The organism is Thermopolyspora sp. NPDC052614, assembly GCF_040678635.1.
In the GTDB taxonomy this organism is placed as follows: Bacteria; Actinomycetota; Actinomycetes; order Streptosporangiales; family Streptosporangiaceae; genus Thermopolyspora.
Map to the genome: position 1 here is coordinate 195,798 of NZ_JBFATZ010000002.1, position 16,081 is coordinate 211,878.

Below are 16,081 nucleotides of genomic sequence, written 5' to 3' on the forward strand. Positions count from 1 at the left end.
GTCGGCGGGCGGCTACGTGCCGTTGTAGGAGGGCGGGCGCTTCTCGCGGAAGGCGCGGGCCCCCTCCTTGGCGTCCTCCGAGCCGATCACCGGCCAGCCGATGGCGTCGGAGACCTTCAGCGCCTCGGCCTCGGGCAGGCCGATCGTCTCCCGGTAGGCCCGCAGGATCGCCTGTACGGCCAGCGGCCCGCACTCGGCGATCCGATCGGCGAGCTCGCGGGCGGCGGCGAGCGCCTCGCCGTCCGGGACGACCTTGTTGACCAGACCCATCGCGAGGGCCTCACGCGCGGTGACGGCCCGGCCGGTGAGCAGCAGGTCCATGGCGTGGGCGTAGGGGATCTGGCGGGGGAGCCGGATCGCGCTGCCGCCCATCGGGAACAGCGCGCGGCGGGCCTCGAACAGCCCGAGCGTCGCCGACTCGGCGACCACCCGCAGGTCGGTGCCGACGAGCAGCTCGGTGCCGCCGGCCACGGCGTAGCCCTCCACGGCGGAGATGATCGGCTTGGTGGGCAGGGCGTCGTCCCCGCGCAGCAGGCCCTTCCAGTGGAAGTCGGGGATCTCGCTCGCGCGCTGCCGTACCCGGGGATCGTCCGACGGCGTGCCCATCGCCTTGAGGTCGGCGCCGGCGCAGAACGTGCCGGAGGCGCCGGTGAGGATGCCGACCCGGACCTCGGGCTCGGCGGAGATGTAGGCCCACGCGTCGGCGAGCCCGACCAGCATGTCCATGGACAGGGCGTTCCTCGCCTCCGGGCGGTCCATGGTCACCACGACGACGTGACCGTCCCGCTCGATCCTGCAGTGCGGGGTGCTGATCGGCAGAAGCTCCACGAGATCTCTCCGCTCACTCTTTCGGCGGCTCCCGGTCGCCGGATGGCCCCCGGTGCCCGGATAGCCCGGCCCCGGATGGCCCGGCCCCGGATAGCCCCGGATAGAACGCGTACCAGTCGGCGGGCGGGTGCCGGACGCGGGTCCGGCGTACCGGCCATGCCTGCGCATCGTCGCTATCAAGCGCTTGTTAGGCAAGCCCGTCCGGGTTACGCTGCCGCTGCATACGAGAACAGATTCTCGTTTGTTTACCCCTGTTTCGCCAGGTCTTGCCGAACTACCGATAACGTGCTTCACTTCGGCGATCCGGGGAATGTCGGCGAAGCGGACAAGGGAGTTCCGATGGGCTCGCTCGGCTTCTGGAGACTCGCGCAGGCGGACCCCGCCTGGATCGCGGCGGTGGACCCGGACGGCACCGAGTACACCGCGGGAGAGCTGCTCGCCCGCGCCAACCGCCTCGTGCACGGCCTGCGCGACCTCGGCCTGCGGCCCGGCGACGGCCTGTGCGGACTGGTCCCCAACGGCGTCGACGGGCTCACCCTCTACCTGGCCGCGACGCAGGCGGGCTGGTACTACACCCCGGTCAACTGGCACCTCACCGGGCCGGAGATCGCGTACATCCTCCAGGACAGCGAGGCCAAGGCGTTCTTCGCGCACGAGCGCTTCGCCGCCGAGGGCGCCAGGGCCGCCGAGGTGATCGCGCCGGAGCGGCGCTTCTCGTTCGGCACGATCCCCGGCTTCCGGCCGGTGGCCGAGCTGACCGACGGCCGCTCCGCCGAGCCGCCCGCCGACCGCACCGCGGGCCAGACCATGCACTACACCTCCGGCACCACCGGCCGCCCCAAGGGCGTGCGGCGCGCCCTCACCGGGCTCGACCCCGACGACGCCGCCGAGCTGGCGACCATGCTGCTCGCCCTGTTCGGCATGACCCCCGGCCGGTCGAACACGCACCTGGTCACCTCGCCGAGCTACCACACCGCCGTCACCCAGTTCGGCGGTTCGGCCCTGCACTACGGCCACACCCTCGTCTACATGGACCGCTTCGACCCCGAGGAGACGCTGCGCCTGTGCGAGCGCCACCGGGTGACGAACTCGCACATGGTGCCCACCCACTTCAAGCGCCTGCTCGCGCTGCCCGAGGAGGTCAAACGCCGCTACGATCTGTCCTCGCTGCGCTGGATGATCCACGCCGCCGCGCCGTGCCCGATCCCGGTCAAGCGGGCGATGCTCGACTGGTGGGGCGATGTGATCTACGAGTACTACGCGGCGACCGAGGGCGGCGGGACCCTCGCCACCCCGGAGGACTGGCGCAAGCACCCCGGCACCGTCGGCAAGGCGTGGCCGATCACCGAGCTGCTGATCGTGGACGACGACGGCGAGCCGGTGCCGACCGGCACCCCCGGCACGATCTACATGAAGATGGCCGGGCTGACCTTCGAGTACAAGGGCGACCCGGACAAGACGGCGGCCAACCGGCTGCGCGACTTCTTCACCGTCGGCGACATCGGCTACCTCGACGCGGAGGGCTTCCTGTACCTCTGCGACCGCAAGGCCGACATGATCATCTCGGGCGGGGCGAACATCTACCCCGCCGAGATCGAGAACGAGATCATGGTCCATCCCAAGGTCGCGGACGTGGCCGTCTTCGGCATCCCGGACGAGGACTGGGGCGAGCAGATCAAGGCCGTGGTCGAGCCCGCGCCCGGCGTCGCCCCCGGACCCGAGCTGGAACGCGAGATCCTCGCCTCGCTGGACGGGCGGCTCGCCCGGATGAAGTGGCCCAAGTCCATCGACTTCATCGAGACCATGCCCCGCGAGCCCAACGGAAAGCTGCTCAAACGCAAGCTGCGCGCACCCTACTGGGAGGGCCATGACCGTGCCATCTGAGCGGCCCACCGCCGTACCCCCCCTTGCACCCCCCGCCGTACATGCCGCCGAGCAGTCCGGGGACACGCTCGTCGCCGGGCACACGCTGGAGTTCCCCGGCGGCTACACCCGCACCACCGGCCCGGTGATCGGCCGGTTCCTCACCGAGCTGCGCGACGGCCGCCTCGTCGGCGTGCGCACCGCGGCCGGGCGGGTGCTGGTGCCGCCGCTGGAGTACGACCCGGACACCGGCGAGCCCGTCACCGGCGACTACGTCGAGGTGGGCCCGGCGGGCACGGTCACCACCTGGTCCTGGGTGCACGCCCCGCGCCCGGGGCACCCGCTGGACCGGCCGTTCGCCTGGGCGCTGATCAGAATGGACGGCGCGGACACCGACCTCGTGCACGCCGTGGACGCCGGCAACGTCAAGGCGATGCGGCCGGGCCTGCGGGTGCGCCCGCGCTGGCGGCCCGAACGCACCGGCCACATCACCGACATCTCCTGCTTCGTCCCGGAGGTGACGCGGATCGTCGCGCCGATCCGCACCGACTACCGCCTGCGGCCCGGCCGGTCCCTGACCCGCTTCCTGGAAGGCGTCCGCGACGGCGTCTTCCTCGGCGGACGCTGCCCCGAGTGCGACAAGGTCTACCTGCCGTACCGGACCTCCTGCCCCGCCTGCGGCTCCGGCATCGACGAGGAGGTACGCGTCGCCGACACCGGCACCGTCACCACCTTCGCCATCAACAACCTGCCCGACCCCCGCGCGCCGCAGGTGCCGTTCGTCTCGGCGTACATCCTGCTCGACGGCGCCGACACCGAGATGATCGCGCTCGTCGGCGGCGTCCCCGCCGACCAGGTACGGCAGGGCATGCGCGTACGCGCCGTCTGGCTGCCCCCGGAGGAACGCACGATGGCGATGACGAACGTCCGCTGGTTCGAGCCGACCGGCGAGCCCGACGTCGATCTCGACGCGGGCCGGGGAGGTGCGTGACATGCGGGAGGTCGCGGTCGTCGCGTTCGCACAGACCCGGCACAGCGGCGTCGACGAAGGGCTGAGCGAGCCGGAGATGCTGCTGCCGGTCATCCGCGCGGTCCAGGAGACCACCGGGCTGCGCCGGTTCGGCTTCACCTGCTCGGGAAGCTGCGACTACCTCGCCGGCGCGCCGTTCTCGTTCGTCTCGGCGCTCGACGCGCTCGGCGCGTGGCCGCCGATCAGCGAGAGCCACGTGGAGATGGACGGCGCGTGGGCCCTGTACGAGGCGTGGGTGCGCCTCCAGCACGGCGACATCGACACCGCCCTCGTCTACGGCTTCGGCAAATCCACCCAGACCGACCCGTACGAGTTGATGACCCTCCAGCTCGACCCCTACTACCTGGCGCCCCTCGGCCTCGACGAGATCTCCTACGCCGCCCTCCAGGCCCGCGCCTGGCTCGACGCCGGCGGCGACGAGAAGATCATGCGCGAGGTGGTACGGCGCAGCCGCGCCGCAGGCCGCGCCAACCCCGACGCCCTCGACCTGCCCGACCCGCCCGCCGACGAGGGCTACCAGGTCGAGCCGCTGCGTCCCTCCGACGTCGCCCCCGTCACCGACGGCGCCGCCGCGATCGTGCTCGCCGCCGGGGACCGCGCCCGCGAGCTGTGCGACCGCCCCGCCTGGATCACCGGCATCGCCCACCGCATAGACCCGCATTACCTGGGCATGCGAAACCTCGCCCGACCGGCCTCCGCGGCCGAAGCCGCACGAGCCGCGGGGGCCGGCAAGGGCGCGATCGACGTCGCCGAGCTGCACGTCCGCTACAGCCACGAGGAGCCCATCCTCCGCGAGGCGCTCGGCATCCCCGACGGCACGCTCGTCAACCCCTCCGGCGGCCCGCTCGCCGCCAATCCGATCATGGCCGCCGGACTCATCCGCATCGGCGAGGCGGCCCGGCGCGTCATGTCCGGCGCGGCCGTACGCGCGCTCGGCCACGCCGCCTCCGGCCCCTGCCTGCAGCACAACCTCGTGACCGTACTGGAGGGCTGATCATGGGGAACAGGTGCGCGGTCATCGGCGTCGGCCAGACCCACTACATGACCAAACGGCGGGACGTGTCGATCGCCGGGCTGGTGCGTGAGGCGGCGCTGCGGGCCCTGGAGGACGCCGGGCTCGCCTTCGCCGACATCGACGCCGTCGTCATCGGCAAGGCCCCCGACCTGTTCGAGGGCGTCATGATGCCCGAGGCGTACCTGGCCGACGCGCTCGGCGCCGCCGGGAAGCCGATCACGCGGGTGCACACGGCCGGCTCGGTCGGCGGCTCCACCGCCCTGGTCGGCGCGTCGCTCATCCAGGGCGGCGTGCACGAGCGGGTGCTCGTCGTCGGCTTCGAGAAGCAGTCGGAGTCGAACGCCACCTGGGCCCTCACCACGCACCTGCCGTTCTCCTCCTCGCTGGTCGTCGGCGCGGGCGGCTACTTCGCCCCGCACATCCGCGAGTACATTCGCCGCAGCGGCGCGCCCCCGCACATCGGCGCGCTCGTCGCCGTCAAGGACCGCCGCAACGCGCTGAAGAACCCCTACGCCCACCTGCGCATCCCCGGCATCACCCGCGAACTCGTCGAATCCACGCCGATGCTGTGGGAACCGATCCGCTACCTGGAGACCTGCCCGTCCTCCGACGGCGCGTGCGCGATCGTGCTCGCCGCCGAGCACAAGGTCACCGGCAGGCCCGCCTGGGTGCACGGCACCGCGATGCGCTCGGAGCCGATGGTGCGCGCCGGACGCGACACGGTGAGCCCGCAGGCGGGCAAGGACTGCGCCGCCGACGTCTACCGGCAGGCCGGGATCGCCGACCCGCGCCGGGACCTCGACGTCGCCGAGGTGTACGTGCCGTTCTCCTGGTACGAGCCGATGTGGCTGGAAAACCTCGGCTTCGCCGCCGAAGGCGAGGGCTGGAAGCTCACCGAGGCCGGATGCACGGCCCTCGACGGCGACATCCCGTGGAACGCCTCCGGCGGCGTGCTCAGCTCCAACCCCATCGGGGCCTCGGGCCTCATCCGCTTCGCCGAGGCCGCGCTGCAGGTGCGCGGCATGGCGGGCGAGCACCAGGTGGACGGCGCGCGGCGGGCGCTCGGCCACGCGTACGGCGGAGGCGCCCAGTTCTTCGCCATGTGGATCGTCGGGAGCGAGAAACCCTAGAAACGATCTTTAAGGAGCGTTCCCCATGGAATTCAACCACGCGGATCTGTTCGAGGGACTGGCCGACGCGATCGGGGAGCGCGTGGCCGTGGTGTGCGGCGACCGCCGCCTCACCTTCGCCGAGCTGGACGCGCACGCCAACCGGCTCGCCCACCACCTGCTGGACGCCGGCGTCACGGCCGGGCAGCACGTCGGCATCCAGCTCTACAACGGCGTCGAGTACGTGGCCGGGCTGCTGGCGGCGCTGAAGATCCGCGCGGTGCCGATCAATGTCAACTACCGGTACGTCGAGGCCGAGCTGGCGTACCTGTATGACGACTCCGACATCGTGGCGCTGCTGTACGACGTGGAGTTCGACGACCGGGTCGCGGCCGTCGCGCCGGGCTGCCCGGCGCTGCGCCATCTGATCGCGGTGGGGGGCGAGTCGGCGGTCGCGGGGGCGGTGCCGTACGAGGAGGCGCTGGCCGGACAGCCCGAGACCCGCGGCTTCGAGCCGCGCTCCGGCCAGGAGGTCTACATCATCTACACCGGCGGCACGACCGGCATGCCCAAGGGCGTCATGTGGCGTACCGAGGACCTGTTCATGGGCTTCGGCGGCGGCAACGTCGGCGGCGAGCCGCACACCCGCCCCGAGCAGGTCATCGAGACCGCCCGCGCCAACGGCCCCTTGATCATGATGGCGGTGGCGCCGCTCATGCACGGCGCGGCGCAGATGGGCACGTTCGTCGGCTGGTGGATGGGCGCGACCATGGTGTACGTGCGCCGCTTCGACCCCGTCGAGGTCCTACGCGTCATCGAACGCGAACGCGTCTTCACCGCCACCATCACCGGCGACGCGATGGCCCGCCCGCTGGCCGACGAGATCGCCAAGGGCGGCCACGACCTCTCCTCGCTCTTCGTGCTGAGCTCCACCGGCGCGATCCTCAGCGGCACCGTCCGCGACCGCCTGCAGAGCCTGCTCCCCAACACGATGATCATCGACAGCTTCGGCTCCACCGAGTCCGGCTACACCGCCTCCGCCCTCCCCGGCTCCTCTCCCGAATCCGGCCTCAAATACCAGCCCACCCCCGCCGTACGCCTCGCCGTACTCAACGAAAAGCTCCGCCCGGTAGCGCCAGGCTCCGGCGAGATCGGCACCATCGCCAAGAGCGGCCACATCGCGTACGCCTACTACAAGGACCCGGACAAGACCGCCCGCACCTTCGTCACCGACCCCGACGGCGTCCACTGGCTCCTCACCGGCGACCTCGCCCAGGTCGAGGAGGACGGCACCATCACCGTCTTCGGCCGCGGCTCCCAGTGCATCAACACCGGCGGCGAAAAGGTCTTCCCCGAGGAGGTAGAAGCCGTCCTCAAGGGCCACCCATCCGTCTTCGACGCCGTCGTCACCGGCATCCCCGACGCCCGCTGGGGCAGCCGCGTAGCCGCCGTCGTCCAGCCCACCCCCGGCACCACCCCCACCCAGGCCGACCTCGACGCCCACTGCCGCTCCCGCCTCTCCGGCTACAAGGTCCCCCGCACCTACGCCTTCGTCGACGAACTGGTCCGCTCCCCCTCGGGCAAGGCCGACTACCGCTGGGCCGCTCAAACCGCCCAGGCCGCCCGCCACGACCAGCCGACCTCCCAGGCCGCCGAGACCTGAATCACTGAGGCTTCGCACCCTGAGTGGCGGTCGCCCTGGATGGTCTGCAGCTGGATGGTCTGCAGGACGAACATGGCCTGAACCAGCGCGGTGGCACGGCCCTTGTCGGGTTAGGTGAGCAGCCCTACGCCGGGGTTGACGGGCCGGCGTTCCGGCCGCTCTTACGCCTTCTTTGCGTTGTCGCCGGTGAAGGCGACCAGGGTGCCGAGGCCGATGTAGACGAGGCCGCCGGCGATGTCGAGGCGGCGGGCGGTGCGGCGGGTGCGGCGTAGGCGGTCGGCGAGGGCGGAGGCGAGGAGGGCGTAGGTGCCGTCGCTGGCCATGCCGAGCAGGACCCAGATCAGGCCGAGGATGAGGATCTGGGGGGCGACCGGGCCGAGGGTGGGGTCGATGAACTGGGGGAGGAAGGCCAGGAAGAAGATGGCGACCTTGGGGTTGAGGACGTTGACGATGACGCCCTCGGTGAAGACGCGGCGGTTGGAGGCGTGGGGGAGTTCGCCGGTCTCCGGGGCGTGGGGGCGGCTGAGCAGTTTGCGTACGCCGAGCCAGATCAGGTAGGCCGCGCCGAGGTACTTGACGATGGTGAAGGCGGTGGCGGAGGCGGCGAGTACGGCGCTGACGCCGAGGGCGGCGGCGATGACGTGCGCGACGGAACCGGCGTGGATGCCGAGGACGGAGAGCAGCCCCGCCGATCGGCCCTGGGCCACGCTGCGCGTGACGATGTAGATGACGGCGGGGCCGGGGATCGCCATGACGGCGAGCGTCGCCACGGCGAAGACGGCGAGGGTGGATATTTCGGGCATGCGGGGATCGTAGGCCGTGGGCGCTGCGGGCCGCATTCGCATTTTCGCCGGTCAGACGGTCGCGGGGAGGTCGGGGATGGCGGCCACCAGAGCGCTGATCAGGGCGGCGGCGGGCGGCGGGTCGGGAGGCTCGCCGTAGGTGGCGGCGTAGACGTGCCTGGTCGAGCCCGGGACCTCGGCGGCGTACAGGCCGGGGCGGCGGTGCGCGATCAGGGCGAGGCCGGGGAGCAGGGCGACGCCCAGCCCGGCGGCGACCATCGCCTGCACGGCCACGTAGTCGTCGGTGGTGTAGGCGATGCGTGGCTGGAAGCCCTTCTCGGCGCACAGGTCGAGGAGGTGGCTGCGGCAGCGGTCGCATCCGGCGATCCACTTCGCGTCGGCGTGCGCGGCCAGGTCGGTACGGCCCGGCAAGGGGAGTGGGCGGACCGCGTCCCCGAAGCCCTGGTCGGTGGGGTGGTGGGGTGTCCTGGTGACCAGGTAGGCGGGTTCGTCGAGCAGGGTGGTTACGCGGACGCCCTCTTCCTCCGGGACGCCACCGAGGGGCGGGCCGTACCGGAATGCGACGGCGACGTCGATGTAGCCGGCGCGGAGCATGCGCAGGGCCTCAGGGGGTTCGGCCTCGGTGAGGCTCAGGTCGAGGCCGGGGTGGTCGCGGGCGAGGCGGGCGGCGGCGGAGGGGACGAACGTGCCCAGGGCGGAGGGGAAGGCGGCGAGGCGGACGCGGCCGGAGCGGAGGCCGACGTGGGCGGCGAGTTCCTCCTCGGCGGCGTCGAGGCGGGCGATGATCTCGGTGGCGCGTTCGGCGAGCAGGCGGCCGGCCGCGGTGAGGCGGACGCCTCGGCCCGCCCGCTGGAGGAGTTGGGCGCCCGTCTCGCTCTCCAGGCGGGCCAGGTGGTGGCTGACCGAGGGCTGCGAGTAGTGCAGGGCGCGGGCGGCGGCGGTGACCGAACCGTGCCTGGCGACGGCCACCAGGACGCGTAGCCGCACGACATCAAGCATGTATCGATCGTATCTATTGGATTGAGCGAAAGTCGGCATTGGACTGATGAAAGGTGGCGGGCTCAGCCTGGAGGCATGAGCACACTCGTCACCAGACCCGGACTCGCCACCCTCGTCGACGCCGTCACGGCGGTCGTCGCGGAGGGCGGACCACCCGGGCGCACCGCCTGGCGGGTCGCCGACGCACTGCGCGCGAACCTGCCGGGACCGGACATTCTCACCGAGGCCGAGCGGGCCGGGGACCCCGACCGGTACGTGCCGCACCTGCTGCACGTCGAGCCGGAGGCCCCGTTCACGATCCTCGGCGTGGTGTGGCGCCCCGGCCAGGTGACCCCCATCCACGACCACATCGCCTGGTGCGCCTTCGGCATCGTGCAGGGGGTCGAGCACGAGACCATTTACCGGATGGAGGGCGATCATCTCGTGGTCGCGGGCTCGACCACGAACCGCGTCGGCGAGGTCAGCGGCTTCGCCCCGCCCGGCGACATCCACCGCATGGAGAACATCGGCGAGGAGACGTCCATCTCCCTGCACATCTACGGCGCCGACATCGGCCGGCTGAGCACCAGCGTCCGCCGCGTCTACGATCTGCCCGTGCTCGGCTGACGCGGCGCCGGATCCTGGTCGTGGCCGAGCCCGGCCGCCGATGGCCTGGGCGCGCGTTCCGCTACCGGCCGGAGGCCGCCGTGCCGTACTCGGCGAGGAAGAGGGCCTCGCTGGTGGCGGTGCGGCGCAGTTCCTCCAGGTTGACGCGCTCGTTGGGGGCGTGGATCGCGGCCCCGTCGTCCTCGGCGCCGAACAGCAGGACCTCGGCGGCGGGGAACAGCCGGGTGAGGGTGGCGACCAGGGGGATGCCGCCGCCCGCGCCGATGTCGCGCGGGGGGCGGCCGTAGGCGCGCTCCATCGCGTGGTTGAGCGCGGTGCGGGCGGAGCCGCCGGGGATGGCCAGGAAGCCTGAGCCGAGGACGACGTCGTCGACGGAGGCCTTCGCGCCCCACGGGGTGACGCGGCGCAGGTGGTCGATGACGTCGTCGATGGCCTTCTTGGGGTCGCCCGCCGGGGGCACCCGTACGGTGACCCGGGCCCGTGCGACCGGCTGCACGGCGTTGACCGCGTTGGCGACGCTCGGGGCGTCGATGCCGGTGACGGTGATCGCGTACGAGGACCAGAGGCGATCGGCGATGCTGCCGGAGCCGACGAGGGAGACGCCGTCGAGGACGCCGGCGGTGGCGCGGAACTCCTCCTCCGACGGGCCGGCGCCGAGGAAGGCGCCGCGCGGCAGGCCGGGCACGCGGATGTCGCCGTTGTCGTCGTGCAGCGAGGCGAGCATGCGCAGCAGCGCCGCGAGGGCGTCGGGGGCGGCGCCGCCGAACTGGCCGCTGTGCACCGCCTCTTTCAGGGTGCGCACCTCGATGGTGAACGCGCCGAAACCGCGCAGGGAGGTCGTGACCGCCGGATCGCCGACCCTGGGGTTGCCGGTGTCGGCGACGACGAACGCGTCCGCGCGGGCGAGCTCGGGGTTGGCCTCGATGAACGCCTCCAGGTGCCCCCCGGCGTACTCCTCCTGGCCCTCGATCAGCACCTTGACGCCGACCGGGAACCGGCCCTGGAAGGCGCGCAGCGCGGCCACGTGCGCGATGACGCCGGACTTGTCGTCGGCCGCGCCCCGGCCGTGCAGGCCGCCGTCGATCAGGGTGGGCTCGAACGGCGGGGTCCGCCACAGCGCCGGGTCGCCCGCCGGCTGCACGTCGTAGTGCGCGTACAGCAGGACGGTGGGGGCGCCGGGCGGGGCGGGGGCCTCGCCGTACACGGCGGGGAAGCTACCCTCGATCGGGAAGCGCCGCACGTGCGGCAGGCCGGCCGAGCGCAGCAGCTCCTCCACGGCCTCGGCCGCCGCGAGGACGGGCTCGGCCGGATGCCCGGGGAAGGCGACCGACGGGATGGCGACCAGGCGCTTGAGGTCCTCCACCGCCTGGGGCATGCCCGCGGCGACGGCGTTCTCGATCTGCTCGGCAGTCAACGTCCACTCCGTATCTCGCGTTCGGGTTCTCTTATTGGAGCACATAAGCGTTGGAGCACATGAGCGGATGCGCCGTCCGCCGCCCGAGGTGTCCCGGAATCTCCTGACGGATTTCGTTGTCGTTACGACCGTGTATCGCGGAATCCGAACTTCTTCCGGTGGATCGCGACGCAATCATTGGCATAATGGCGTCGGGAAGGCACACTGTGCGGGAGAGGTTGCCGCGCGGGCGGGCGGTGTGCGGCCTGGTCGAGGAGCGCCGCCGGCGCGACGAGACGGGTGCGGACGCCGCCGCCGGTCCGCCGCGACGCCATGGCGTCGTGACAGGCAGAAGCCACAGGATGGCCGCCTCCGCGGCCGATGGGAAAGATTGCCATGACAAACCCTGACAGCATCGGTTACGACACTGGAACGATCCTGCGGGCGGCTCGGGACAACCTGTGGATGCACTTCACCCGGCAGGGCTCGTACGCCGGCGGCGAGGTGCCGATGATCGCGCGTGGCGAGGGCGCGTACATCTACGACGTGCACGGCAAACGCTACCTCGACGGCCTGTCCGGGCTGTTCGTCGTCCAGGTCGGCCACGGCCGGACCGAGCTGGCCGAGGCCGCCGCGAAGCAGGCCAAGGAGCTGGCGTTCTTCCCGCTGTGGTCGTACGCGCACCCGAAGGCCGCCGAGCTGGCGCACCGGCTCGCCGAGCTGACGCCGGGCGACCTCGACCACGTGTTCTTCACCACCGGCGGCGGTGAGGCCGTGGAGTCGGCGTGGAAACTCGCCAAGCAGTACTTCAAGATCAAGGGCAAGCCGCTGAAGACCAAGGTGGTCAGCCGCTCGATCGCGTACCACGGCACCCCGCAGGGGGCGCTGTCCATCACCGGCGTCCCGGCGCTCAAGCAGGTCTTCGAGCCGCTCGTGCCCGGCGCGATCAAGGTGCCGAACACCAACATCTACCGGGCCGAGGAGATCACCGGGATGGCGGGGTTCGACAAGGACCCCGAGGCGTTCGGCCGCTGGGCCGCCGACCAGGTGGCCAAGGCGATCGAGATGGAGGGGCCGGACACGGTCGCCGCCGTGTTCGTCGAGCCGGTGCAGAACGCCGGGGGCTGCTTCCCGCCGCCGCCCGGATACTTCCAGCGGCTGCGGGAGATCTGCGACGCCTACGACGTGCTGCTCGTGTCGGACGAGGTCATCTGCGCCTTCGGCCGCCTCGGCACCATGTTCGGCGGCGAGAAGTTCGACTACGTGCCCGACATCATCACCTGCGCCAAGGGGCTGACCAGCGGCTACTCCCCGATCGGCGCGATGATCACGAGCTCGCGGCTGTTCGAGCCGTTCCGTACCGGCACCGAGATGTTCGCCCACGGCTACACCTTCGGCGGGCACCCGGTGTCGGCGGCGGTCGCGCTCGCCAACCTCGACATCTTCGAGCGCGAAGACCTGCTCGGCCACGTCACCGCGAACGAGCCGGTCTTCCGCGCGACCCTGGAGAAACTGCTCGACCTGCCGATCGTCGGCGACGTGCGCGGCGCCGGCTACTTCTACGGCATCGAGCTGGTGAAGGACAAGTCCACCAAGCAGACGTTCAACGAGGAGGAGTCCGAGCGGCTGCTGCGGGGCTTCCTCTCCAAGGCGCTCTACGACGCCGGGCTGTACTGCCGGGCGGACGACCGCGGCGACCCCGTGGTCCAGCTCGCGCCGCCGCTGATCTGCGGCCCGCGCGAGTTCGACGAGATCGAATCCATCCTGCGCTCGGTGCTCACCCAGGCCTGGGAACGCATCTGATCGTTGTGACCGTCAACGGTCCGTCAGTAGTACGGCCGGGCGGCGTCGCGTGCCGCCCGGCCGGTCGAGATCGCTCCCTCGCCTGAAAGAGCGGGGGTTTCCTTGGAGGTATCTGATGAAGATCGGCGTGCCCGCCGAGGTGAAGAACCACGAATACCGCGTCGCCGCGACTCCGGCGGGCGTGCACGAACTCGTGCGCCACGGCCACGAGGTCAACGTTCAACGCGGCGCGGGCCTCGGCTCGCACATCACCGACGAGGACTTTCTCGCCGCAGGCGCCAAGATCCTCGACGGGGCGGACGCGGTGTGGGCCGAGTCCGAGATGATCCTCAAGGTGAAGGAGCCGGTCGCCGAGGAGTACGGGCGCATGCGCCCGGGGCAGGTGCTGTTCACCTACCTGCACCTGGCGGCCTCCCGGGCCTGCACCGAGGCGCTGCTGGAGAAGAAGGTCACCGCCATCGCGTACGAGACCGTGCAGGTCGGCCGCACGCTGCCGCTGCTCGCCCCGATGTCCGAGGTGGCCGGACGGCTCGCGCCCCAGGTGGGGGCCTTCCACCTGATGCGCTCCAGCGGCGGGCGCGGCGTGCTGCCCGGCGGGGTGCCGGGGGTGGCCCCGGCGAAGGTCGTGGTGATCGGCGGCGGCGTCTCCGGGCTCAACGCGGCGCAGATCGCCGCCGGCATGGGCGCGGACGTCACCGTCCTCGACCTGAACATCGACCGGCTGCGCCAGATCGACGCGATCTACCAGGGACGGATCAAGACGGTCGTCTCCACCCGGTACGCCATCGAGCAGGAGGTGCTCGGGGCCGACCTCGTGATCGGCGCCGTGCTCATCCCCGGGGCCAAGGCGCCCACGCTGGTCTCCAACGATCTGGTGGCGCGCATGAAGCCGGGCTCGGTGCTCGTCGACATCGCCATCGACCAGGGCGGCTGCTTCGCCGACTCCCGGCCCACCACGCACGCCGAGCCCACCTACCCGGTGCACAACTCGATCTTCTACTGCGTGGCGAACATGCCCGGCTCGGTCGCGCACACCTCCACGTACGCGCTGACCAACGCCACCCTGCCGTACGCGGTCAAGCTGGCCGGCCTCGGCTGGCGCGAGGCCCTGCGCGCCGATTCCGCCCTGGCCCTCGGCCTCAGCACCCACGACGGCGCCCTCACCAGCGAGCCGGTCGCCGAGGCCCACCGCCTGCCGTACGTCCCGGCCGACAGGGTCCTGGCCGCCTGACCGTCGCGGCTCGTCCCGGTCCGCCCAAGCTCAGCCGAGGTTGAGCCGGGCGCGCAGGTGGCGGGCGAGCGTCAGGGTCTGGCGGCCTGACCGTCGCGGCTCGTCCCGGTTCGTCCGCCGTCGTGGTGGCGGGCCGGGGCCCGCCTTGCGCCCGTGGGGGAGCGCGGATCTCTGTTAGCTCAGCCGAGGTTGAGCCGGGCGCGGAGGTGGCGGGCGAGCGTCAGGGCCTGGCGGACCTCGGCGGGGGTCGGCCAAGGCGCCGATCCCGGCCGGAGCAGGGGCAGGCTCAGCGTGGTGAGGCGTTCGACCGCGGTGACGCACAGGTCGTCGTCGGCGGCCGAACGGGTCACCGCGTCGAGCCCGCGGGTCACCTGCTCCCAGGTGCCGAGGATCTCGATCAGGTCGGCGGCGTCCAGCGGGACGCCGCCGCGACGCCCGGCCGCCGCGGCGGCGAGCTCCGCGCGGGCGGCGGGTTCGGGCTCGACCGCCGGGATGCGGACCGGCGGAGGCGGCTCGGACAGCCACCGCTCGGCCTCGCCCGGCCGCCCGAGCACGGTCAGCAGCGTGCCCAGCTCGATCGCGGCCCGGTGGTGGCCCTTCAGCGCCGCCTGACGGAACCAGTGCCGCCCGCCGTGCAGGTCGCCCCGCTCGGCGATCAGCAGCAGCCCGAGGTGGTAGGCCGACTCCGGGTCGCCGCGCGCCGCCGCCCGCCCGAACCAGTGGGCCGCCGCCCCGGGATCCTGCAGCTCGACGCAGACGAAGCCGGCCAGGCGCTCGTCGGCGACCCGCCCGGTGCGGGCGGCGCGCTCCAGCCAGTCGCGCGCGGCGCGCAGGTCGCCCCGGGCGAGGGCGAGGCCGCCCAGGCGGGAGGCCGCGCCCGGATGCTCGCCGGCGGCGGCCAGCCGGTACGTGGCCTCGGCGGCGTCGTGCTCGCCGACCGCCTGCAGCAGCAGGCCCAGGTGGTAGGACGCCTCGATGTGCCCGCCCCGCGCGGCGAACTCCCACCAGTGCCGCGCCTGCTCGTGCGCGCCCGCCGAGTAGGCGAGGAAGCCCAGGTCGTGCGCCGATCTCAGGTCGCCGTCGAGCGCGGCCACGCCGTACCAGTCGAAGGCCTCCTTCAGCGCCCCGGCGTCCTCGTGCAGCAGCGCTAGCCTGCGCGCGGCATGCCGCGAACCCGCCCGCGCGGCGCGCTCGAACCAGCGGGCGGCCGTCGCCGCGTCGCCCTTGCGCTCCAGCAGCAGCGTGCCGAGGTTCATCGCCGCCTCGGCGTCGCCCGCCCCGGCCGCGAGCTCGTACCAGCGCAGGCACTCCTCCAGGCTGCCGTGCTTCTCGTGCCAGACGCCGAGGTTGTACGCGCTGTCCACGTTGCCGGCCCGCGCCGCCCGCTCCCACCACCGGCGCGCCGCCGTGCGGTCGCCTTGCCGGGCGCACAGCCGCCCCAGTTGGTGGGCGGCGAGCGGGTCACCGGCCTGCGCCGCGCCGAGCAGTTCCGGGTCGGGCGGTTCCGCGCCGAGCAGGTCCGGGGCGGGCCGCTCCGCGGTGGACCGCCCCATGACGGGCCGTTCCGCGATGGGTCGCGCTGTGGCGAGCGGCGGCGGTGGGGCGAGCGATGGCGGTGGGGCGTAGGACGCCTCCGGCTCTGGAGCACGGGGGACCGGCACGGCCGGGTGGGCTGCGGCTTCGGGCTCTCCCCTCCAGAACCTCATGGAGTCAGGGTGACATGTGACCGTGTCGTCGC

Annotated in this window: 13 protein-coding genes; 8 read left to right on the forward strand and 5 right to left on the reverse strand. The window is 72.4% G+C overall.

Annotated features, from left to right (window positions below; translation table 11 throughout):
* Positions 1-12: 12 nt before the first annotated feature.
* Positions 13-828 carry a crotonase/enoyl-CoA hydratase family protein gene (locus AB0K60_RS04400; protein ID WP_364048482.1) on the reverse strand — a complete coding sequence of 272 codons (816 nt, stop codon included), beginning with the start codon at positions 826-828 and terminating at the stop codon, positions 13-15.
* Between the two features lie 339 nt (positions 829-1,167).
* Between AB0K60_RS04400 and AB0K60_RS04405 the strand changes: the two genes are divergently transcribed.
* The 5 genes from AB0K60_RS04405 to AB0K60_RS04425 are packed head-to-tail and all read left to right on the forward strand — an operon-like array spanning position 1,168 to position 7,508.
* Positions 1,168-2,712, forward strand: coding sequence for an acyl-CoA synthetase (locus AB0K60_RS04405; RefSeq protein ID WP_364048484.1), 1,545 nt, complete (start codon positions 1,168-1,170; stop codon positions 2,710-2,712).
* Positions 2,696-3,682 carry an OB-fold domain-containing protein gene (locus AB0K60_RS04410; RefSeq protein ID WP_364048486.1) on the forward strand — a complete coding sequence of 329 codons (987 nt, stop codon included), beginning with the start codon at positions 2,696-2,698 and terminating at the stop codon, positions 3,680-3,682. Before AB0K60_RS04405 ends, AB0K60_RS04410 begins: the two co-directional genes overlap by 17 nt.
* Position 3,683: 1 nt before the next feature.
* Positions 3,684-4,715 (forward strand): thiolase domain-containing protein, encoded by a 1,032-nt coding sequence (locus AB0K60_RS04415; RefSeq protein WP_364048488.1) that lies wholly within the window; start codon positions 3,684-3,686, stop codon positions 4,713-4,715.
* Between the two features lie 2 nt (positions 4,716-4,717).
* Positions 4,718-5,866 (forward strand): thiolase domain-containing protein, encoded by a 1,149-nt coding sequence (locus tag AB0K60_RS04420; protein WP_364048490.1) that lies wholly within the window; start codon positions 4,718-4,720, stop codon positions 5,864-5,866.
* 25 nt (positions 5,867-5,891) lie between these two features.
* Complete coding sequence (locus AB0K60_RS04425) at positions 5,892-7,508, forward strand: acyl-CoA synthetase (RefSeq protein WP_364048492.1); 1,617 nt, start codon at positions 5,892-5,894, stop codon at positions 7,506-7,508.
* A 161-nt stretch (positions 7,509-7,669) separates the two neighbouring features.
* Here the strand turns inward: AB0K60_RS04425 and AB0K60_RS04430 are convergent, their stop codons facing one another.
* Positions 7,670-8,311: a LysE family translocator gene (locus AB0K60_RS04430; protein ID WP_364048494.1), complete on the reverse strand. Its 642-nt coding sequence runs from the start codon at positions 8,309-8,311 to the stop codon at positions 7,670-7,672.
* A 51-nt stretch (positions 8,312-8,362) separates the two neighbouring features.
* A complete protein-coding gene (locus AB0K60_RS04435; RefSeq protein ID WP_364048496.1) occupies positions 8,363-9,310 on the reverse strand; it encodes a LysR family transcriptional regulator in 948 nt (315 codons plus the stop codon).
* Between the two features lie 75 nt (positions 9,311-9,385).
* On the opposite strand from AB0K60_RS04435, the gene AB0K60_RS04440 reads away from it, so the two are divergent.
* Positions 9,386-9,916 (forward strand): cysteine dioxygenase family protein, encoded by a 531-nt coding sequence (locus AB0K60_RS04440; protein WP_364048498.1) that lies wholly within the window; start codon positions 9,386-9,388, stop codon positions 9,914-9,916.
* Between the two features lie 61 nt (positions 9,917-9,977).
* On the opposite strand, the gene AB0K60_RS04445 is transcribed toward AB0K60_RS04440, so the two are convergent.
* Positions 9,978-11,330, reverse strand: a complete 1,353-nt coding sequence (locus tag AB0K60_RS04445) for a M20/M25/M40 family metallo-hydrolase (protein ID WP_364048500.1) — start codon at positions 11,328-11,330, stop codon at positions 9,978-9,980.
* 375 nt (positions 11,331-11,705) lie between these two features.
* Between AB0K60_RS04445 and AB0K60_RS04450 the strand changes: the two genes are divergently transcribed.
* A complete protein-coding gene (locus AB0K60_RS04450) occupies positions 11,706-13,112 on the forward strand; it encodes an aspartate aminotransferase family protein (RefSeq protein ID WP_364048502.1) in 1,407 nt (468 codons plus the stop codon).
* Between the two features lie 115 nt (positions 13,113-13,227).
* Positions 13,228-14,343: an alanine dehydrogenase gene (gene ald, locus AB0K60_RS04455; RefSeq protein ID WP_364048504.1), complete on the forward strand. Its 1,116-nt coding sequence runs from the start codon at positions 13,228-13,230 to the stop codon at positions 14,341-14,343.
* Between the two features lie 179 nt (positions 14,344-14,522).
* Here ald and AB0K60_RS04460 read toward each other — a convergent pair whose 3' ends face one another.
* Positions 14,523-15,896 carry a sel1 repeat family protein gene (locus AB0K60_RS04460; RefSeq protein ID WP_364048506.1) on the reverse strand — a complete coding sequence of 458 codons (1,374 nt, stop codon included), beginning with the start codon at positions 15,894-15,896 and terminating at the stop codon, positions 14,523-14,525.
* Positions 15,897-16,081 lie beyond the last annotated feature (185 nt).